Origin of the sequence: Candidatus Tisiphia endosymbiont of Thecophora atra, assembly GCF_964026395.1 — a bacterium.
In the GTDB taxonomy this organism is placed as follows: domain Bacteria; phylum Pseudomonadota; class Alphaproteobacteria; order Rickettsiales; family Rickettsiaceae; genus Tisiphia.
Window position 1 is genome coordinate 256,083 of sequence record NZ_OZ032145.1, and the last position, 21,068, is coordinate 277,150.

The window sequence follows — 21,068 nt, forward strand, 5'->3', positions numbered from 1 at the left end:
TTTTAATCCATTTTTTCATATTAGCCCAAAATTTTTCTATTGGATTTAAGTCTTACTTTTACCCACAAATATAAAATTAAGTATAAACTAATATTGAATTATATACTTAAAATATAAGAAGGGGAAAGAATGAGGAATATGCAAGCGTTATCTAATGCTTACAACTTAGGTAATAAGTGGTTAGAAAGGGAATTTAGGCATGTTAACTTTGGAGATCAAAGGCTTATAAAAAGACTTATTAAAACTAGCTCACTTATAGAAAGCAAAGCTTCTGGTTCAATAAATCAAAGTTGCAGAAGTTGGAAAGAGGCTAAAGGAGCGTATAGATTATTTAGCAATAAAAAATTTGATCCAGCGGGAATTTATTATTCACATTATAAAGAAACACAAGAAAGGATTAAAGGTAATGAGTTTGTATTTTCAGTTCAGGATACAACATACCTAGATTTTGATTCTCATATTAAAACTAAAGGGCTCGGTAGCGTCTCAAAGTCTTATACAAAACATAAAATGGGGCTGATTGTGCATAGTGCCTTGATGTTTACAATGGAAGGATTACCTTTAGGATTATCTTCTCAACAATGTTGGGCTCGTGTTATACGTGAAGAAACTGCACAAGAAAAATCAAGAAGAAAATATATCTCTTCTACTGAAGATAAAGAAAGTTATAAGTGGATAGCAGCACTTAAGGACACTATGCATATTATACCTAAAGACACTAAAGTTATAACTATTGGTGACAGAGAAGCAGATATCTTTGAACTATTATGGTCGTGTCAAGAAATGGGTAGTTTGTTTATTGTTCGTAATAGACAAAATAGAAAATTTATTTCTACAGAGGGAGGAAAAACAAATTTGCAAACCCATATAAATCAGATATCAGCAAAGAAAGAAATAGTAATTCAAGTTCCAAAAAAGAACAATGAAGCAGCAAGAATGGCAAATATTGAAATAAAATATATGTCTGGTTTAATACCAATTAGAACCCCTTCATTATATGGTTCAAAAAATACTGAACACAAAATCAGTGATAAAGTAGTGCTCTATGTTGTAAGAGCTAAAGAACAAGTCCCCCCTAAAGGAGTGGAAGCAATTGATTGGCTCTTGCTAACTAATGTTCCTGTCAGTAATTTTGAAGATGCGATTGAAAGGATAAATTGGTATAAGTTAAGATGGAGAATTGAAGAATATTTTAGAGTTCTAAAATCTGGATGTAAAATAGAAAATTCTCGTTTAGCTACAAAAGAAAGGCTAGAAAAATTAATTGCCATAAAAAGCATCATTGCATTTAAAATTTTATATTTATCAAAAGTAGCAATATCTCATCCGCAAGAAGTGTGTACTAAGATTTTAACTTCACAAGAATGGCAAACTCTTTATATTCGAGAGCATAAAACTATTTCCATACCTGAAGAACCTCCAACTATGAAACAAGCTATTATCTGGCTTGGTAAATTAGGAGGATTTATGAATAGAAAAAATGATAAATTACCAGGAACTATGACACTATGGAGGGGCTACGAAAATCTTACAGAAAGTATCGAAATATTATCTATATTTCTCTCCCAAAATTGTGGGTAAAAGTAAGGATTTAAGTCTGGTGAATATGGGGGTAAAAAAATAACCTTACAACCTACTGATTCTATTAATTCTTTCGTCTTCTTTGATTTATGGAAACTAGCATTATCTAGTACTACAACCTGTCCTGCTTTTAATTCTTTAATTAAAAACTTCTCAACCCAATTATTAAATAGTTCTGTATTACAAGTTCCATTAAACACAAAAGGGGCTATCGGCTTATTATTTACCAAACCAGCTATGATATTAGTTCTTTGATACTGTTTACCACTTTTTTGTCCAACCAACAATTCTCCTATCTTACCCCAACCTCTATCTTGGCAAATGGTCCTATCTATACCACTCTCATCAAGATACACCATTTGCTCTTTGTCATATTTACTGACCTTTTCTAAATATTCAGATCGCTTCTCTGCACTTGCTTCCAAGTAGCTGAAGGTTTTTTTTTATAACTATAGCCTAACTTCTTTAATATTCTTCCAACTTGAGTGCCTGTAATCCCAAATTTCTTACCAATATCTTTTAGCGTAATATTTGAATTATTTTTGACAAAATCTTCTAATTGTTGCTTGTCAACTTTACTTTTAAATCCTAATCTCGCTTTTGCTAATATTGTTCCTTCTTTTTTCTTCCTTACCTTCCAACGATTAATTGTATTCTTGTGTATATCAAATATCTTAGCAGCAGATATTTGACTATTACCTTTTTCTATATAATTTATTACTTTTTCTCTTAAATCTTGACTATATGGACTTGTTGACATTTTTTTTCTCTTATTTATATCATATAAACTCATCTGATTCAATGTGTTTCACTATATAATGAGACTGTAACCAACATAAATCTTGGTGAAAGCAATATTGGCTATAAAGGAGTAAAGTACCTTGTTAAAGCGTTAGAGTATAATAATACTTTGGATGAAATAGACCTTGAACATAATGATATTGGTGAACAAGGAGCAATAATATTGGCTGAATTTTTAGCAAATAATAGAACCCTTAAGCGATTACATATTAATGGTAATAACATTGGTAATGAGGGGGCTTTACAACTTTTCAAGGCTTTAGAAATTAATAGGACTCTAACCGAAATAACACTAGGTCACAATATTTTTAGTCGTAAAGTAGCAAAGAAACTTGTAAAAATTCTAAGTAATAAAAATATTGTCAGCAAAATAATGGTGAGTTTTGGCGGCAATGAAAATTATGATGTTAATCTTAATAATATTGATCCTAAACTAGAGTTATTAATTGAAAATCTAGGGAACAACTATATAGAAACTGATGGTATAACTATAAACTAGAAAAAATTCCACCACTTTTTCAGTTAGTCTTGATATTGTTATTTTTCTTAAAGACTAACTGAAAACTTTATTGACTGGTTTTATTAACGTCATTACCGAGCTTACTTACCTTGGTCAATCTCAGAAAAAAATCTAAAATAACCAACTCAAAAGGAGTCTTGTACGAGTTCAATCTACCTATGTCAAGCAGTTTTATATTATTACAAAAATATTAAATATTTCCAATATATCTGTAATTTTTTGCCTTTTTAAACAAAGAAGTATTTTTATTAAATTTTCTAACCAATTTTCACGCTTGCAGTTATTTTTACAAAAAACTTATTTTTAATAAAGTAATTTGTAATATGTTTAACTTACTACCAGTTCAATAAAATTATAGCTACTTTTTCTTAAATTTATACAGTTTGTTTATTTTACAATCAATTAATATTTTCCACCTATAGCTATGTATGGACCTACCCAACAATGCAAGAAAAAAATAATATACAACAGCAAAAAAATCGAATGCAGTCATGTATCCGGCTTATAGACAATAAATCAAGCAATTTATCCTATAGCCCTGATGGAATTCGCTGGCTTACAAACTTATACTTATTATTTTATCGACTTATAAATAGCCCTTAGCTAAATCAGTTTTTTTGTAAGCTAAGGTTCGTCTTATTTACCATCAATATTATCATTCTTCGCATATTCCGGATTGGAATTTGTTAAACTTTTATTACCTATAATGTCATTTCATCAATTATTTGGAGTAGTTTTTTAACTACAAACTTTACTCTCGGTATAATCATCACCTGAACTGAGTAATGCAAATACCACCCTTGCTAGCTTATTAGCTACCGCGACAACTGTTTTATTATGACCGTTTCTCTCAGATAAATTAAACATCCACTCAGTAAACTTGCTATAATCTTTTTTAGATTTTTGTTCTTCCGTGGTAAATCTTATCTTGCTATTCAGAACGGATCTTGCCCCTTGAATTAACAAAGTACGTAAATAGATATCACCTCTTTTACTAATACCAAGCAACTTATTTTTGCCACCACTAGAGTGTTGCCTTGGCACTAATCCCAGCCATGCTGATAATTGCCTACCATTTTCAAAACAACTAGCATTACCTATTGAGGCTATTAAGGCTGTGGCAGTTATTAAACCTATACCTGGTATCGTCATTAGTTGTTGGTGATTACTATACTGGCTAGCTATGATTTTTAATCGTTGTTCTAGCTCTTTTATTTTTTTATCATTTTCTACAAATTCTTTTTTTAACTCACTAAATGTTTGGTAGCTTAGCTGACTTAAATCCCCTTCGTCTAAAATCTCAGTTAATTTTGTTATAATCTTATTGATTCCTTGCGGAATAGTAAAACCAAATTCATATAATAGCCCTCTAATCTCATTAGCAAGTGCAGTACGATTTTTTACCAATCTCTGTCTTACCCTATGAATAAATAAAATATCTTGTTGCTCTACAGTTTTAATGGGTACAAACCTCATACTAGGTCTTGCTACTGCCTCACATATTCCTTCTGCATCAGCTTGATCATTTTTATTGGTTTTAACATAAGGCTTAACAAACTGTGGTGCCATTAGTTTTACATTATGACCTAATTTTATTAATTCTCTTGCCCAATAGCTAGCTCCACCGCAAGCTTCCATGCCTACTAGACATTTTGGTACGTTAGCCATAAAAGTTAAAACCTGTTCTCTCATTAATTTTTTCTTTAATATTGTCTTGCCATTTTTACCTACACCGTGAATTTGAAAAATTCTTTTTGCAATATCTATACCAATTGTGGTAACTTCCATATGGGCCTCCTTATTGTTGTTTAGGATTCATTTCCTATCCTAGAAGATTAGCATACGCTTCTCATTCTGTATATAGGGTAGGTCCATACCATTATTTTAGATAAACCATTTTCTTTTTACCTCTCTTTTCTTCACCCACCTACCCTACCTAAACAACCCACTTAAGGAGCATTCTGCTGCCTATATAAAGCTTGCCAATAAAATAAACTATGTAGTTACAAGTTAGGTTTTAGCATTTGCTTTTGGAATCCCTCTACCCGCACTTGGGCAAACTAGGTAAACCTAGTTTGCCTGCGCTCAAAGATTCAGTTTTTGTCATTGCTATTACCCAAAACTTACAGCTTATAGCGGTAATAGCAATGGCAATATATCACTGTAATAAATCAGAAGTACGAAGAAGCAAAGGACAAAATGCAGTTGCAGCAAGTAGCTATATTTCAAGAAGTAAATTGCAGTTTTTTACAACTGACCGTAAAACAGGAGAAAAACGTACTGTTACCTATAATTTTAGCAGCAAGAAAGGACTTGTTCATAGCGTAATTCTAGCCCCGGATGATGCTCCTAGTTGGGTATATGATAGACAAGAATTATGGAATAGAGCAGAAAGTAGTGAAACAAGAGAAAATGCTGAGACCGCTAGAAAGCTGACCATAGCCTTACCAAAAGAATTAACTCAACAACAGAATACTGAACTTACCGAACACTTTGCTTCTGAGTGCCTAGTTAGCCATGGCATGATAGCAGATATAAACATTCATTATGACAATCCAAATAATCCTCATGCCCACATTCAGATGACTACTAGAAAACTACTACGTTTAGAAAATGGCGAAGTAATTTTTGGTGAAAAAGGACGTGATTGGGGAAGAAGAAATTTTTTATATTATTATCGAGAAAATGTAGCCTATTTCATCAACCAATATTTAGAAAAATATGGTCATTTAGCTAAGGTATCACATTTATCGCATAAAGCAAGAGGAATTGATTTAATACCTACTATCCATGAAGGAACAGCACATTATATACAAGACTCAAAATTAAGGTTAATAAATGAACAAATACTAAAAGAAAATGCTGCCAAGATTAGAGCAAATCCAAAATTAAGAGAGATAGAGATAAGTAAACAATTAGTAGCAGAAGATTTAGCAACAGAAAATGTTAAGGAAAGTCCTGTCCAAAATTTAACTATTTTAGCAGATGGTAGTAAGCAAGATAGTGAGGTATCTAGCACAACTAGTACAGTAGAAGAATTTAACAATTTTAGTCACTGTCTCTAGTTCAACACTATTATAATAAATTTTATAAGAAAATCACTAATTGTGAGCAAAACTCTGTACTTCTAGGATTAATGAGGATATGTGTGAAGATGACACTACGTGGGGTGGTGTTAAGCACCGAGGTTAGAAGCAACAATCATCAAATTTTTAAATCTAACCTCAGTGTCTATTTTTCAAACACAAAAAACAGGGAACGATTGTATGACGAGCAATGTCAAAAATCAACAACAAAATGATTCAACAAATGAAAAAATAAATAATATCACTAACATTGCTGCACAAATACTTAGAGAAGTTTTGCAGAGCAATAATATAACTTATATAGAACTTATCGATGTTCGTATAGGTTTAGAAGGAATTGAAATAGTTGGCAAAGTTTTAGAACATAATAAGCTTATAACCGCAATACGTCTTTGCGACAACGATATTGGATTTGAGGAACTAAGTCTGCTTATCGAACTGTTAGAGAATAATCATAGTTTGATTAATATAGATATTGAATATAACAACATTGGGGTTCAAGGGCTAATCATACTAGATGAATTTCTAGAAAATGATAAAACCATAAAGCAAATAAGTCTTAGAGGCAATGATATTGGTGATGAAGGGGCGGATATACTGGCAGGAGTTCTAACAAATAATGAAATTGTAAAGCAAGTGGATATTGGTAGCAATAATATTACTGATAAAGGAGCAATCATACTAGCAAGACTTCTAAAAAATAATAACACTATAGAGAAAATATCTCTTAGTAATAATGATATTGGTGATGTTGGGATTGTTCAGCTTGTTAAAACTTTAGAAACTAATAGAACCATCAGCCAAATAGACCTTAGCTATAACAATATTACTGATAATGGAGCAATAACACTGGTGGAACTTCTAGAATATAATAATAAAATTACAAGCAAAATAATAATAGAGTTCACAGATTTTGACAATGAAAATATTAGTTATCAAGTAGAAGAGCTGTTAATTGAGACCCTAGAAAGCCACAACAAAAAACTGGGGGTATAATTTTAAAAATATTCATCTTTTTTAAAATAGTTAAATAATATTGATGCAATTAAAAAGGTATCTATTACACTAGAAAAGAGCATGTTTTGCTTGCAACAATATCACGGTACTCAAATGAAATCTTAAATGTTATAGAAAAGATTTCTTGTATATAGGTGAATTTGCAAAATTCTTTTTGCAATATCTATGCCGATTGTAGTAATCTACATTATAGATAGCTGCATTACAAATATATGAAAACTGTTTTACCTGAACGCTCCCTGATAATTCAAGAAAGACTTGATAATATCGTCAAAGAAATTCTCGCTGTATCAAAGCATAAGATTGCGATGATTATTTTATTTGGCTCTTACGCTAGAGGCGATTGGGTACAAGATGAGTATAAAAAAGGTCATATTACCTATAGCTATCAAAGTGATCTCGATATTATGTTAGTCATGAAGAAAGGCAAACATGCCGGTCTTGCCGGGTTAGCAATAGAAGATAAAATAGAAAGAAGGTTGGAAAAAAAATCATTAAGAAGTCCTTTTGAGTTATGGGTAACTTTGGTGCTAGAATCAATTAAGACGGTAAATACTCAGCTTGAAAAAGGGCATTATTTCTTTTCTGATATAAAAAAAGAAGGAATTCTCTTATATGATAGCGGTGAATTTCAGCTGGCGGAAGCTAAAAACTTACCATGGGAAGAAAGAAGACAAATAGCTAAAGAAGATTATAAATACTGGTTTGGAAAAGGCAAAAGTTTTTTTATTGATTGTAAATATCCATTAAAAAGGGAAGATTTTAGTAAAAGTGCTTTTGAGTTACACCAAGCTACCGAAAGTTTTTATAATGCTATCCTGTTAGTTTTTTCTGGCTATAAGCCAAAGTTACACGACATCAGAAAATTAGGTAGTATAGCCGGAAATTACAACGAAGAATTATGGCAAATATTTCCTCATTCCAGCATTGAACAAAGGCAATGTTTTAGATTACTTGAACAGGCTTATATTGAAGCTCGCTATAACAAAGATTATAAGATAACTAAAGAACAGCTACTTTACCTTATCGATAGAGTTAAAAAATTAAAAACAGTGACGGAAAAAATTTGCTTGGAAAGGATTAATAAAGAGGTAATTTAAGCTCCTTAATATAGACAAAGTAAGTCCATAAACGCAATGACCTATAAGTTTGAGGTATTGGAACGTGTAGTAGTGTTGTTATGAACTATTATAACAATTTTTGTGGTGTTGAATTACTAGTATATTAATTGCTGTATCTACTATTTGATAAATCACTCTATAATCACCAATTCTGAGGGAGCGGCAACCTTTGAAGCTATGTTTTAAAGGTTTACCAAATTTTATTGGATCAGATAATAGCTTTTTTTCAATGGTTATCTTGATTAAAGATTTGACTGGTGTAGAAAGCTTAGGGATATCCTTGTGTATAACTTGATCTGAATAGAGAAGATTATACATTATTTCCAAGTGTCCGTATGACTAATCCATTCCCTAGTATTACCTATCCTTTCATCTGCTAATTTAGCTAATATTTTGTCCTCTTGGAGTTCTAGACTAGTTATAATAAGGTCTTTTGCTACTTTAGATAGGGATTCATTGTTGATTTTAGCAAGACCTGCAATTTCATCAAATATTTTCTCGTCTAAAGACACTAATAATCGTTTAGCTGCCATAAGATCACTACAACTTATTTGTTATGACTCAATTGTATCATATCTGATACAGAATATCAATAAGGTGATCGATGTAAACAGTGGCATTCGGTTAAGTTTTTAACTTATCTATTTTAAAGCAAACCCATATAAATAAAAAAGCCCATATTTAGACTTAGAGCGTAATAATTCAAGACCAAGTTGGTAGGTACCATAATGATACTAAAAAGCCGTGTAATAGCCTTAAAATAGATAAATAGGGGGATCTATGATAAACCACTTGATAAAGTTACTACTGCTACGAGTTAAAACAATTATTTCTACAATAACCAAAAATTATTAATGCTAAAAAAATGTGACACTTGGCTCTAATACTGAGGTTACTTGGATAATTTAATGCAAACTCAACTTGACTCGTCCAGTATTTAATCTATCTCTGAATGCATAATACTTTTATCAAAGGGAAAAATATGACAGACAAAGCAACAAAATCAATAATTTTAGTTCGTGTTTCAACAAGGGAGCAAGAAGAAGGGTATTCAATTGAAGCTCAAAAATATAGATTAGTAGAATATTGCCAACGTAAAAATCTTGAAGTTATCGAAACTTTTGAAATTATCGAATCTTCAAGCAGAGGTGATCGCAAACAATTTAAAGAGATGATCAAATTTGCTAAAAGTCACAGAGATACTATTGCTATTGTTGCTGATAAAGTAGATCGTGTTCAAAGGAGAATCTCAGAAATTTCATTATTGGAAGAACCAATAAAAGCTGGTAAAATAGAATTACACTTTAGAACAGAAGGTTATGTAATAAACAAAGATTCTCAATCCCATGCAAGGCTAATGTGGGGGATGAACGTATTAATGGCACAATCTTACGTTGATAGTTTAAGTGATAACGTTAAAAGGAGTCTAGATCATAAATTACGTAAAGGACAATGGATAGGTCCAGCACCCCTTGGTTATCTAAATAGCAGGGACGCAAGTGGCAATAGCATAATAATTCTTGATCAGTCTAGAGCTTTTATTATCAAAAAACTATTTGAAGAATATGCGAGCGGGGTCTATACTCTTAGGTCTATGGTAAACATGGCTAAAGAATTAGGCTTAAGAAGTAAAAAGAATTGTCACCTAAATAAAACTGTTATACATCGTTTAATACAACAACCATTTTATTACGGTGAAATGAGAGTAAAAGGAGAGATGTGGTCACATGGTTATCAACCTATTATAACAAGAGAGATTTTTATGGCATGTAAAGATGTACGTTTAGGCTGGAAGAAGAAGCCATTCAAATATGGTGGGAAAGATTTTCTCTTTAGAGGATTAATCACCTGTGCAGTAACTGGCAAAATGGTAACATCTGAAATTCATAGTAAAACATATCCAAACGGTAAAGTGGATGAATGGACATATTTAGCTACTTGGGATCCACAGAACTTAGACAAGAAAATATATATAAGGGAAGATGAGGTTTTAAAGCAAATAGAAGAGGTTTTTAAAAGAATAGGTATAAGAGACCCGGAAATGCTAAAAGAGACCCTTGCATACCTAAGAAACACTAATGAGCTAAAAAAAGCTGAACATGACCAAGCAACAGCTTCATTAAAGAAAGAACATACCGAAAATGAAAATAGATTAAATTCATTAATAGATTTGCGACTCAATGGAGAACTTAGCACAGAAGAATTTCAAAGAAAAAAACAACAATTAAAAGATCGTCAATATGAAATTGATCGTTTACTAAAAACTTATGATGAAGCAGACGATAAATTTACTGATACCGCTACAACGCTAATAACTCTAGCATCTGAGGCCTATGAAACTTTTAAAGGTTCTGAAATGCCTCAAAAACGCAAAATGATAAATTTCGTATTTCAGAACCTCAAACTAAGGGGCAAAAAACTTGAGACCTCTCTACGTTTCCCGTTCGATATTTTTGAAAAAACGACAACTTGTACCGAATGGCGGGAGTGACGGGACTTGAACCCGCGGCCTTCTGCGTGACAGGCAGACGCTCTAACCAACTGAGCTACACCCCCTTTATCAGGCTTACTATGATATACTACTCGTAAATGAAGAGTTGATAGACGAAGATCAAAATTATAAAGTGCTGAAGGATCGAGGTGCTAGGCGTACATTTAGTACGTGAACACCGAAGATACCTGAAGACGACAACGCAATTCTTGATTTTCATCGAGTATATATAGGTAAGCCGTAATATATATAAAGTCAACTCCCCTGTCAAGAACTCATCAGTAACTAATTTAACTTGATTTCTTATATAGATATCTTTGGCAAACTCGCAACTTATCTTCGAGAGGGAGAAGTGTTTGAAGAGGTAGGAAAGTAAGGTTTACAAGAATCCTGCGATAAATTTGTAGTCATGCAAATAATATTTTTATTTGACAATGCTGGAATTTAGAGATATAATCTCTTTCATGTATATTACAACTGTTCCAAATAGAAATTCTCGTCCTGCAATATTGCTTCGTACCTCTTATCGCGAAGACGGGAAAGTATTAAATAAAACCCTAGCTAACTTAACTAACTGGGATGATTTACGCATTGAGGCTTTTAAGAAGATGCTTAAAGGTGAATTTGATGGTTTAGATGGTGTTCCTGAGGTTGGTGAAAGTTTTGGGACTATTTTTCTACTAAAAAGAATTGCTGATGAAATTGGTATTACTAAGGCTCTTGGTACTAGAAGCAAAGAAGCTTTATTGAGTCTATTTTTGGTTTTAGCACGCTTTGCTCACCAAGGGTCTAGACTTTCCAGCGTGAAATGGGCGAAATCGCATGCGATATCTGATGTATTATCTGTCGATTCATTTGATGAAAACCATTTATATCAGGCTCTAGAATGGTTAGAAGAGAACCAAGAAAAGATCGAATTAAAATTATTTAAAACTTATCAAAAGAAAAATAACAAGCCGCCTGTTATGCTTTTATATGACGTCACTTCCAGCTATTTCGAAGGAACAGAGAATGAACTTGCGGAATATGGGTACAATCGGGATAAAAAGAAGGGTAAAAAGCAAATAGTGATTGGTCTATTAACTGATGATCATGGCGAACCTTTGGCTGTTAGAGTTTTTAAGGGTAATAGTGCTGATCCTTCTACCATTTATGAGCAGATTGAGCTAGTAAAATCTAATTTTGGTATTAAGAATATCGTCTTTGTTGGTGATAAAGGAATGATTAAGAGGACAGGCAAAGAAGCCCTGAGCAAAGAAGGATGGGACTATATTACAACCTTAAGTAAAGTTGAGATTGAAAGCTTAAAGAAAAGCGGAGTTTTGCAATATAGTTTTTTTGAAGAACAGCTATGCGAAGTAACCAATAATGGCAAAAGATATATTTTAAGGAAAAATGGTTCTATAGCCCGAAAAGTTGAGTTTGATAGGAATAACCGAGTTGAAAAACTAGTTAGCAAGGTGGAAGAACGTAATATATATGTATCAACGCATAAGAAAGCAAAGCCAAAAACCGGTTTAAATAATATTCAAAAAATTGCCAAAGAATGGCGGATAGATAAATTTATCAACCTAAAATTAGACGGCAACCAAATAGTGGTTGAAATTAATCAAGATAAGAAAAAAGAGTTATTTGCTCTTGATGGTTGTTATGCGATTAAAACACAAATTGAAATTAAACTGATGAGTAAAGAATTGGTTGATAAAGCTTACCATAATTTACATGAAGTAGAATCGAATTTTAGCAGTATGAAGACGGGATTACTAGAAGTAAGGCCGATTTTTTTTAAGGAAAAGCAATAGAACAAAGGGACATGTATTTGTCTGTATGTTGGCATTAAAAATATGGCACTATATAAAAAATAAGTTGAAACAGGGTTGTGGAGTAACTAAGGATGGTAAATATAATGTGACCATTGAGGAAGCATTAAGAGAGTTGGAAAAATATGTTTTTTATATTATACTATCAAAGGTTGTAAAGTAGCAAGATTATCAAAATTAACGACTCTTCAACAACATTTATTCAATTTATTTGATCTAACAATGCCCCAAATGACAAAATCTGCAAAATGATAAAATAATGGTATGGACCTCCTGATATACAGAATGAAAAGCAGTTGCTAATCTTCTAGAGTTAATATTAAATATATTAAAACAACAATCAGGAGGCTAAGATGGAAGTTACCACAATTGGTATAGATATTGCAAAAAGAATTTTCCAAATTCATGGTGTAGATAAAAATGGTAAGACGGTATTAAAGAAAAAATTAATGAGAGATCAAGTTTTAACATTTATGGCTAATTTACCAAAATGTTTGGTAGGGATGGAAGCTTGCGGCGGAGCTAGTTACTGGGCAAGAGAAATAACTAAATTGGGGCATACAGTAAAACTAATGGCAGCACAATTTGTCAAATCGTATGTTAAAACTAATAAAAATGATCAAGCTGATGCAGAAGCTATATGTGAAGCGGTAACAAGACCAAATATGAGGTTTGTACCAATTAGAACTGTAGAACAACAAGATATTTTATCAATTCATCGAGTAAGAGAGAGATTGGTAAAAAATCGTACTGCCCTTGCTAATGAAATTAGGGGTCTACTACATGAATTTGGTTTTATTATTCCTCAAGGGATCAATAAGGTTATGACAAAATTAACCGAGATTTTAGATGAAGGAAATTTAAGCCAGCTGGGTTATCAAACATTTAGTGAACTGAAAGAGGAATTTTTGGATAATGACAAAAAAATAAAAGAGATAGAAAAAAGATTAAAAATAATAGCTAGCAACTTAACTCAATATCAACGATTAACAGCTATACCTGGTCTTGGTTTAATTACTGCTACTGCTTTAATAGCATCAATAGGTAATGCTACAAGTTTTGAGAATGGTAGGCAATTATCGGCATGGTTTGGATTAGTGCCAAGGCAGCATTCCAGTGGAGGGAAAGATAAATTGCTTGGAATTAGCAAGCGAGGTGATGTTTACTTGCGTACTTTATTGATCCAAGGAGCTAGAGCTGTACTAAATGCCAAGATAAGATTTACATCGGAAGAACAAAAATCTAAAAAAGATTTTAGCAAATTTACGCAGTGGATGTTTAATTTATCTGAGCGAAATGGACATAATAAAACAGTAGTTGCTGTAGCTAATAAACTGGCAAGAGTGGTGTTTGCAGTACTAAGGTCAGGGGATGATTATGTAGAGAGTAAAGTTTGTAGCACAGAGCTATTATAATTAACATAAAATAAATAGTGGTTTATTAATTAATAGGTAAACAAAGAATATGTAAGAGATTCCAACCCGGAATATGCGTGAGATAATAATATTGATGGTAAATAAGACAAACCTTAGCTTACAAAAAAACTGATGACTACAATGGCTCTTTGAAGCCGATAAAATGATAAGTATATAGTAAATTTGTAAGCCAGCGAATTCCATCAGGGCTGTAGGATAAATTACACATAATTTATTAACTATAAGCCGGATACATGTATGCATTTGCATTTTTGCTATTAGATGTTATTTTTTTCTTGCATTTTACAGGAGGTCCATACATGTAGTCAGTAACAAAAATTTAATTTTCTGTCCCACACGCCGTATACTAACCTCGTTTTATGGCACAATTTTAATCCTATCCATCTCGAAGATAAGTAGCTATTTATACAACAAAGTTAAGAAATATTTATTTTCATTACCTAAAAAGTAATAAATCTTTGCAAATACCTTAAGTTTTAGTTTAACCTATAAGTTAGGATATCAAAATATTGAGGATTTTTATGGAAGGCATTAATAATAGTTGGCTAAAGTTTGAATCATGTGATTATGCTGATAGCTTACTTGCTAAACTCTTTCAGCTGAATAGTAAAGTAGATTAACCAATAGATCTGAACATTGTTAAAAAAGCCATCTATTACGCCAAAGAGTATCATGGAGAGCAGAAAAGACAAACAGGAGAACCCTATATCCAATAGAAGTGGCGTATATGCTTGCAGAGTACGCAGCACAAAATGATAAGCAGTACTTTAGAACCGATTTAACTGTAACCGCTATATTGCATGATACCATTGAGGATACTAAACTTACCAAAAGCAAGATTGCCTATATCTTTAGTGATCTAATTGCTGATCAGGTAGAAAAACTAACTAGAGTTAAGTGTGACAGAAAGATTAGCTCGGCAGAAATCATGGAATTATTATGGCAGCAAAAGAGATATGATATCATAATGATTAAAATATTTGACAGAATTCACAATTTAGAAACTGTTGGTATAAAATCTCCAAAAAAGATTAAGAAGATAATAGAAGAAACTTTTAAAAATTTTATAAGTATTAGCATGTGTTGTGGAACAAAACAACTAGAAAATATATTAACTACTTTATGTTACAAACATTTACCAATTACTGAATCCCCCTTAGAGCTTACAACAATTATCCAACATAAATACCAGCTTCCTACTCCAACTTTTGAAAATGATACAAACCAAAAGTAAATCCTATACTTTCCTAATAATTAAACTAGCATTAGTTCCTCCAAATCCGAATGAATTAGAAAGTACATAACTAATTTTTGTATTTCTAGCTTCTAAAGCAACTAAATCTATTTTTGCTTCTGCTATCGGTTTATGCAAATTGAGAGTTGGTGGAGCGACTTGGTCTCGCATAGCAAGAATTGAATATATTAATTCTACGCTACCAGCTGCTCCAAGCAAATGACCAATAGATGATTTGGTTGACGACATAAGAACATTTGGGTTAGCATCCAAAAATAATTTTTGAACAGCCGTTAACTCTATAGCATCACCAACTTGGGTAGAAGTGCCGTGGGCATTGATATAATCAATAAGACTTGCATCAATTTTTGCATCTTTAAGAGCATCAGACATAGATCTATAAGCACCTCTTCCATCGGGATGAGGTGAGGTCATATGATAAGCATCGCCAGTAGAACCATATCCAATAATTTCAGCATAAATCTTAGCGTTTCTAGCACAAGCATGCTCATATTCTTCAAGTACTACAACACCTGCTCCTTCTCCCATTACAAATCCATCACGATCTTGATCCCATGGTCTTGATGCAATTTCAGGCGTAGAATTATATTTAGTAGATAATGCCCTTGCGGCAACGAATCCAGCCACTCCAACCGGAGTGACCGGTGCTTCAGCCCCACCAGCAACCATAACATCTACATTACCGTATTGAATCATACGCATAGCATCCCCTATAGCATGAGAGCCAGTAGAACAAGCTGTAACGACAGCCTGATTTGGTCCGGTAAATCCGTATTTAATGGAAACATGACCTGAAAGGAGGTTAATTAATGAGGAGGGGATAAAAAATGGACTAACTTTGCCATTATTTTCTTTATGAAACTTTACGGATGTTTCTTCGATCATCCCAAGTCCACCTATTCCTGAACCAAGTATTAAGCCGGTCCTATCTCCAGATAATGCATCTTTTACTTTCCACCCGCTATCCTCGATTGCCTCAGTAGCTGCTCCTATACCATATTGAATGAATAAATCCATCTTATGGACATTGCGAGGGTCAATAAATTTTTCCGGGTTAAAGCCATTATCTGTTAAGTGATCCACTGTACCCGCTATTTTACAGGCAAGGTTAGAAGTATCAAATTTTGTGATTGACTTGATGCCACTGCGACCCTTTATAATACCTTCCCAAGAGGTCTTTACACCAATTCCTAGTGGTGTGATAAGCCCAATACCGGTTATAACAACTCTTCTAGTCGACATGATTATTTATTAATTAGTTATTTTTTTATTATGTACTGTACAACATCAGAGACAGTTAAAATTTTACTGGCATCTTCATCTGGTATATCACATTTATACTTTGCTTCTATTGCCATCATTAATTCAACTGTATCTAAACTATCTGATTTAAGATCCTCAACGAATCTAGATTCAGGAGTGATTAAATCCTTCTTTACTTTTAATGTGTTAGCGACGATTTCAATAACCTCCTGTTCGACAATATCTTGCTCAACAACATTTTGTGTAATATTTATATTTTCACTCATAATTAGAACCTCATAACATAAATTAAATTTAGTAAAACACTTAAACTCTAGCCACTTATAATGACTTGTATGGAATAAACATAATCTATACATAAGTAAGCTTTGAATAAGACGATACAATAATTCCAAACTTCTAGCACAAAAAAATATTTTATGCCAGTGTAAAATTTCTTTAGTTCTTAAATTGAAATATTACTAATAGTTTACAGTTTAGTATACACTCCTTTTCCTGATAATAGAAGCAATAATACCAAGCAACAGAAGAGTAATAGTCATAGCCAGTGCAGCGTAAGATGGAATCTCAATAAAATGTTCAGCGAATATTTTTATGCCAATAAATATTAATATTAATGCTAGCGAATATTTTATATAACTAAATTGCTCAACAATATTAGCTAAACATAAGAATAAGGCACGTAAACCTAATATGGCAAAAATATTAGAAGTATAAATTATGTAAGGATCCTTAGTGATAGCAAATATTGCTGGTATACTATCAATGGCAAAGACAATATCCATGATTTCTATAATTATTAATGATGCAAGAAGAGGCGTAATACTTAACCTATTGTTAGTTTTAATAAAAAATTTGTAACCGGAAATTTTAGGAGTAAGATTAAAGTATTTTTGTAGAATTCTATAAATATACGATTCCTCTACTTTAAAACTTTTTTTTGCTATATAAAAAGTTTTGATGCCTGTAACTATAAGAATAGCTGCAAAAATATATAATAACCAAGAGAATTTCGAGATAACAATGACACCTAGATATATAATTATGGCTCTAAAAACAATGACACCTAGAATTCCCAAGAATAATATCCGATGCTGATATATTAAAGGAATAGAGAAAAACTGAAAAACCATCAATATAATAAAAATATTATCCAATGACATAGCTTTCTCTATAAAAAAGCAAGTGTAGTATTCCCGGGCTTTTTCTCCTCCCATATCAAAAAAAATGAAAATACCGAAGAGGCATGCTATAATTAAATAAAAAAGGCTAAAATAAATAGTTTGGCGGAAGCTCATCACTTTATTTTCTTGGTTTGCAAAACCAAGATCGTAGATTAGTAAACCTGCAATCACTGTACAAAAAACAACCCAAGTCAAGATTCCCTCCATAAACTACTATAATAACTTGAAGAATTAATTCTCAAGTTTATGATCTGATGTTAAGCATTAGCCATTCGTGAAGTAAAGTGGGATTCTTTGATACCGAGATTGTGTAAAGCATTGTGCCACTTATTCTCTGGATGATCAGAAAAAATAAATTCTTTATCACACTTTGTTATTATCCACAAATTCTCCTTAATCTCTGTTTCAAGCTGCCCTGCTTTCCAAGCAGTGTATCCAATAATAAATAAACTATTTTTAGGGCCATGACCAGAAGCAATATCATGAGGGATTTTAGGATTAGAGCTAACTGCTAAATGATTCTGAAACTTCAATAGTAGATTTTCGTTATAATCATCAGAATGTAGGAAGAATCCGCGTTCATGCTCAACTGGTCCTCCTAGATATATAGGCATCATAATGTTACTATCTATTTGATCATCAGATATTTTAAAAAACGATTTTATCTCTATATGATTCACTAAATTATTGAAAATTAAACCCATTGCTCCTTCTGCTGTATGAGACAGCATATAAATAAGTGATTTATTAAATATACCCTCAAGCATGTAAGGAGTAGCGATCAGAACCTTACCAGATAAATTATCAAAAATCTTATCGTTTACACTCATAATGTTTATTGTATTTTAAAATTTATTAACATACTAGCTTTTAGATACATATAATGTTAAATTACGGCTATTCAATAGACCTCTTTTGAAATTTCATCTGAGAGGTTTAATAAAAATTTTGAACATGATAGTAAATATACTCAACTCCTGTTCTAAACTTAAAGTAATTTTTGAAAAAGTCTAATGTTTACTTGGTTTGACATAATAATACTGGCAATTATTACTACTTCATCGATGCTTGGGGCATATGGAGGAATAATAAAGCTTACTATTAGCTTACTTGGCTTTATAGTCTCAATTCTTTTTGCCTATTACCTATCTCCATATACTATTTCCATTATTACTCGATATTTTAATAACCACATTGCATTGGTAGTTACCTCTGGGATTATTTCCTATATTATCTCTCTAATCATATGCTCTTTTGTAACCCGTAAATTTCTTTTGATGATCTCTATTATAAGTGGTGGGGTCATTGACAGATCTATAGGCTTAGCCGCAGGCATGTTTAGAGGTATGATTATTTGTTTATGTATCTTCCTAGTCCTAACAATTTTCTTTTCTGACAGTTACTTACAAGCAGAAACCCTAAAAGACGTTATACAAAATACTACTATTGATAAATATCCAAAATGGCTTAAGGAATCTGTGACTATATCGTATCTAGATAATTTAAGTAAAAATCTTATAAGAACTTTACCACAAGATAGTTTGGAATCCATTAAATTACCTAAAAAATCAAAGATTATTGATACTACAAATGTGTTAGAAAAATCACAATCTCAAGAATCTCCCAATAAAGTAAAGCAACTCCCTGAAGATCTTATGCAAGAACTTGATGAAGTATTATCAAAAAAAGTGGAGAATCATGACTAGGCTATTGAATAACTATAGTAAAAAGAGTTATATTATTGGTAGATATTTTCAAGATATAGCTAATCATGAGTTTGTTCAAGAGCAAAAATTTGTTGTCGAATATAAGGTAATTTAACCTAAGTTCGATGTAACAAGTTATCAGTATTAGACTTCTTTCGAAACTCTACTTCTGCTGGTGATTTGTACGTCGATGCGGTACTCGAATCCTCACGTACATTAGAGTACGCTGCGGTTCTGCGTTCCGCGTCTCCTTCAAATCCCTCAGCATAAGCGAGTTTTGAAAGAAGTCTATTATCTCTATTAGGGGTGACATCGAGGCTATTAAACCGATGTCTTACATCGGACTCAGGTTACATTAATGCTATCTAGACTAAGTTATTTTACAAAAAAGTTCTTAAATATTAAAGTTTGTTATTATTTGCTTGACATTAGTTAACAGATATTATTCTAATACTATCTTATAGTAAATAAATTTTTAATAATCTGTAATATAACTGGAGAGAAAAAATATGGGACGTATTAATAATGGAGATTGGGTTAATCAGCATCGGAAGAGTCAAGGGAAGTTTCTGAAGGAACAAGATATTGAAGCATACTTATTTAATAAAAAGCTGAATAATGGGAACAACATACAAGGAAATAATAGACTAAACACAGATGACTTACCTAATATTCCTGCCATATTGGATTATGAACCTAATCTTTCAAGGCAGAATATTATAGAGCCTATTGATGGAGGTAAAGCACATACTCCTACTACACAAGCTTTTTTGACTGCTCTTACCGCCCTTTCTGCCATTTCTTCTAGTATTACCGTTTCGTCCAAGAAAGCTATCTCGGCAGATAATCAAAATAGCTTATTGAATAGAGTAACAAGTCCCACTGAGGTAAGTAAGACGCCTGTTCTTTTTGATACTACTCCTGCAACTACTTCAACTAGCCAAAACCATAACAAATCAAAAGGCTCTACAAAACATAATGATGACCAATCTCTTATTAGGGGAAAACGTGCAGTAGGTGATGGTCTTATACTACATGATGCTAATGGTAATATTATACTACATGGTAATGGTAGTAAGTTAACTTTCAGCTATGATCTAAATACAGAAATGCTCAAACAACAACTCGAAAATAGTAATATTACTGAATTATATCTATGGGATGTTGGGGTTGATCCCCAAAAAGCACAAGAGATTGGAAAAATTCTTAAAGGGAGTAAGGTTAAAGTATTAAGTCTAGTACATAATAAGATAGGAACTACAGGAGCAATAGACTTTGGAACAATGCTTACAGGTACTGAAGTCACTACATTAAATCTAGCACATAATAGAATAGGTGATGAAAGAGCAATAGATATTATAAAATCACTTAAAGAAGGCAATACTAAGGTTAAAGTAGTAAATCTAGCAAATAACAAGATAACTGATAAAGGGGTAAATGATCTTATACCAGAACTTACAGGTACTAAGATTATTGAAGTAGGCCTAATGGGAAACAGAGGTATAGAAGGTAAGGCATCCAAAAAACTCTTAAAAGAACTCTTAAAGGTACTAGAATGCAATAAACATATTAGTAAAGAGTCCTACACTTCTACAATGGAGTCTAGTACTACTGAGGAAGAGTCTTCCAAAGATATATCCGGCAAGCGAGAGAAGCGTGATATTCGTACTACTAATAAGCCTCTTCCTAAGGAAAAGTCTATTGCTTCTACTACAGAGCAGTCTACTGTTCCTACTACGTAGGAGTTTAGTACTACTGAGCAAGACACTACTACTATTGAGGAAGAG

22 protein-coding genes and 1 tRNA gene are annotated in these 21,068 nt (G+C 32.4%); 13 read left to right on the top strand and 10 right to left on the bottom strand.

Annotated features, from left to right (window positions below):
- Nucleotides 1-138 precede the first annotated feature (138 nt).
- Nucleotides 139-1,581, top strand: a complete 1,443-nt coding sequence (locus AAGD45_RS01185) for an IS4 family transposase (RefSeq protein ID WP_341761641.1) — start codon at nt 139-141, stop codon at nt 1,579-1,581.
- Here AAGD45_RS01185 and AAGD45_RS01190 read toward each other — a convergent pair.
- Complete coding sequence (locus AAGD45_RS01190; RefSeq protein WP_341761642.1) at nt 1,518-2,006, bottom strand: IS630 family transposase; 489 nt, start codon at nt 2,004-2,006, stop codon at nt 1,518-1,520. The genes AAGD45_RS01185 and AAGD45_RS01190 overlap by 64 nt on opposite strands.
- On the bottom strand, nt 1,970-2,341 hold the full coding sequence (locus AAGD45_RS01195) for an IS630 transposase-related protein (protein WP_341761643.1): 372 nt from the start codon (nt 2,339-2,341) through the stop codon (nt 1,970-1,972). The genes AAGD45_RS01190 and AAGD45_RS01195 overlap by 37 nt, the downstream gene beginning before the upstream one ends.
- 150 nt (nt 2,342-2,491) lie before the next feature.
- Between AAGD45_RS01195 and AAGD45_RS01200 the strand changes: the two genes are divergently transcribed.
- Nucleotides 2,492-2,881: a hypothetical protein gene (locus AAGD45_RS01200; RefSeq protein ID WP_341761644.1), complete on the top strand. Its 390-nt coding sequence runs from the start codon at nt 2,492-2,494 to the stop codon at nt 2,879-2,881.
- 759 nt (nt 2,882-3,640) lie between these two features.
- Here the strand turns inward: AAGD45_RS01200 and AAGD45_RS01205 are convergent.
- Nucleotides 3,641-4,690 (bottom strand): IS110 family transposase, encoded by a 1,050-nt coding sequence (locus AAGD45_RS01205; protein ID WP_341761645.1) that lies wholly within the window; start codon nt 4,688-4,690, stop codon nt 3,641-3,643.
- A gap of 287 nt (nt 4,691-4,977) precedes the next feature.
- Here AAGD45_RS01205 and AAGD45_RS01210 point away from each other — a divergent pair, with 287 nt between their 5' ends.
- The 3 genes from AAGD45_RS01210 to AAGD45_RS01220 all read left to right on the top strand — a co-directional run bounded on the left by AAGD45_RS01210 (nt 4,978) and on the right by AAGD45_RS01220 (nt 8,105).
- Nucleotides 4,978-5,967, top strand: coding sequence for a MobA/MobL family protein (locus AAGD45_RS01210; protein ID WP_341761646.1), 990 nt, complete (start codon nt 4,978-4,980; stop codon nt 5,965-5,967).
- A gap of 201 nt (nt 5,968-6,168) precedes the next feature.
- Nucleotides 6,169-6,984: a hypothetical protein gene (locus tag AAGD45_RS01215; protein ID WP_341761647.1), complete on the top strand. Its 816-nt coding sequence runs from the start codon at nt 6,169-6,171 to the stop codon at nt 6,982-6,984.
- A 233-nt stretch (nt 6,985-7,217) separates the two neighbouring features.
- Nucleotides 7,218-8,105 carry a HEPN domain-containing protein gene (locus AAGD45_RS01220; protein WP_341761648.1) on the top strand — a complete coding sequence of 296 codons (888 nt, stop codon included), beginning with the start codon at nt 7,218-7,220 and terminating at the stop codon, nt 8,103-8,105.
- A gap of 78 nt (nt 8,106-8,183) precedes the next feature.
- On the opposite strand, the gene AAGD45_RS01225 is transcribed toward AAGD45_RS01220, so the two are convergent.
- Together AAGD45_RS01225 and AAGD45_RS01230 are read right to left on the bottom strand one after the other, a co-directional pair.
- Entirely contained in the window at nt 8,184-8,444 is a 261-nt protein-coding gene (locus AAGD45_RS01225; RefSeq protein WP_341761649.1) for a type II toxin-antitoxin system RelE family toxin, read from the bottom strand.
- Nucleotides 8,444-8,659 (bottom strand): hypothetical protein, encoded by a 216-nt coding sequence (locus AAGD45_RS01230; RefSeq protein ID WP_341761650.1) that lies wholly within the window; start codon nt 8,657-8,659, stop codon nt 8,444-8,446. Before AAGD45_RS01230 ends, AAGD45_RS01225 begins: the two co-directional genes overlap by 1 nt.
- A 449-nt stretch (nt 8,660-9,108) precedes the next feature.
- On the opposite strand from AAGD45_RS01230, the gene AAGD45_RS01235 reads away from it, so the two are divergent.
- Nucleotides 9,109-10,617 carry a recombinase family protein gene (locus AAGD45_RS01235; protein ID WP_341761651.1) on the top strand — a complete coding sequence of 503 codons (1,509 nt, stop codon included), beginning with the start codon at nt 9,109-9,111 and terminating at the stop codon, nt 10,615-10,617.
- Here AAGD45_RS01235 and AAGD45_RS01240 read toward each other — a convergent pair.
- A tRNA-Asp gene (locus AAGD45_RS01240) sits at nt 10,606-10,682 on the bottom strand. The two genes, AAGD45_RS01235 and AAGD45_RS01240, sit on opposite strands and share 12 nt — an antisense overlap.
- Nucleotides 10,683-11,051: 369 nt before the next feature.
- Between AAGD45_RS01240 and AAGD45_RS01245 the strand changes: the two genes are divergently transcribed.
- From AAGD45_RS01245 to AAGD45_RS01260, 4 genes are all read left to right on the top strand, one after another.
- Nucleotides 11,052-12,419 (top strand): IS1634 family transposase, encoded by a 1,368-nt coding sequence (locus AAGD45_RS01245; protein WP_341761652.1) that lies wholly within the window; start codon nt 11,052-11,054, stop codon nt 12,417-12,419.
- A 25-nt stretch (nt 12,420-12,444) separates the two neighbouring features.
- Nucleotides 12,445-12,600 (top strand): hypothetical protein, encoded by a 156-nt coding sequence (locus AAGD45_RS01250; RefSeq protein ID WP_341761653.1) that lies wholly within the window; start codon nt 12,445-12,447, stop codon nt 12,598-12,600.
- A 190-nt stretch (nt 12,601-12,790) separates the two neighbouring features.
- On the top strand, nt 12,791-13,852 hold the full coding sequence (locus tag AAGD45_RS01255; RefSeq protein ID WP_341761654.1) for an IS110 family transposase: 1,062 nt from the start codon (nt 12,791-12,793) through the stop codon (nt 13,850-13,852).
- Between the two features lie 748 nt (nt 13,853-14,600).
- Complete coding sequence (locus AAGD45_RS01260) at nt 14,601-15,107, top strand: HD domain-containing protein (RefSeq protein WP_341761655.1); 507 nt, start codon at nt 14,601-14,603, stop codon at nt 15,105-15,107.
- Nucleotides 15,108-15,110: 3 nt separating this feature from the next.
- On the opposite strand, the gene fabF is transcribed toward AAGD45_RS01260, so the two are convergent.
- The 4 genes from fabF to AAGD45_RS01280 all read right to left on the bottom strand — a co-directional run bounded on the left by fabF (nt 15,111) and on the right by AAGD45_RS01280 (nt 18,405).
- Nucleotides 15,111-16,370, bottom strand: a complete 1,260-nt coding sequence (fabF, locus tag AAGD45_RS01265) for a beta-ketoacyl-ACP synthase II (RefSeq protein ID WP_341761656.1) — start codon at nt 16,368-16,370, stop codon at nt 15,111-15,113.
- Nucleotides 16,371-16,387: 17 nt separating this feature from the next.
- Nucleotides 16,388-16,657: an acyl carrier protein gene (gene acpP / locus AAGD45_RS01270; protein WP_341761657.1), complete on the bottom strand. Its 270-nt coding sequence runs from the start codon at nt 16,655-16,657 to the stop codon at nt 16,388-16,390.
- 210 nt (nt 16,658-16,867) lie between these two features.
- Nucleotides 16,868-17,770, bottom strand: a complete 903-nt coding sequence (locus AAGD45_RS01275; RefSeq protein WP_341761658.1) for a TerC/Alx family metal homeostasis membrane protein — start codon at nt 17,768-17,770, stop codon at nt 16,868-16,870.
- A 62-nt stretch (nt 17,771-17,832) separates the two neighbouring features.
- Nucleotides 17,833-18,405, bottom strand: coding sequence for a YqgE/AlgH family protein (locus AAGD45_RS01280; RefSeq protein ID WP_341761659.1), 573 nt, complete (start codon nt 18,403-18,405; stop codon nt 17,833-17,835).
- Nucleotides 18,406-18,588: 183 nt separating this feature from the next.
- On the opposite strand from AAGD45_RS01280, the gene AAGD45_RS01285 reads away from it, so the two are divergent.
- From AAGD45_RS01285 to AAGD45_RS01300, 3 genes are all read left to right on the top strand, one after another.
- Nucleotides 18,589-19,281, top strand: coding sequence for a CvpA family protein (locus AAGD45_RS01285; RefSeq protein ID WP_341761660.1), 693 nt, complete (start codon nt 18,589-18,591; stop codon nt 19,279-19,281).
- Nucleotides 19,274-19,396, top strand: coding sequence for a hypothetical protein (locus tag AAGD45_RS01290; RefSeq protein WP_341761661.1), 123 nt, complete (start codon nt 19,274-19,276; stop codon nt 19,394-19,396). The genes AAGD45_RS01285 and AAGD45_RS01290 overlap by 8 nt, the downstream gene beginning before the upstream one ends.
- A 394-nt stretch (nt 19,397-19,790) precedes the next feature.
- Nucleotides 19,791-21,023, top strand: a complete 1,233-nt coding sequence (locus AAGD45_RS01300) for a hypothetical protein (protein ID WP_341761662.1) — start codon at nt 19,791-19,793, stop codon at nt 21,021-21,023.
- Nucleotides 21,024-21,068 lie beyond the last annotated feature (45 nt).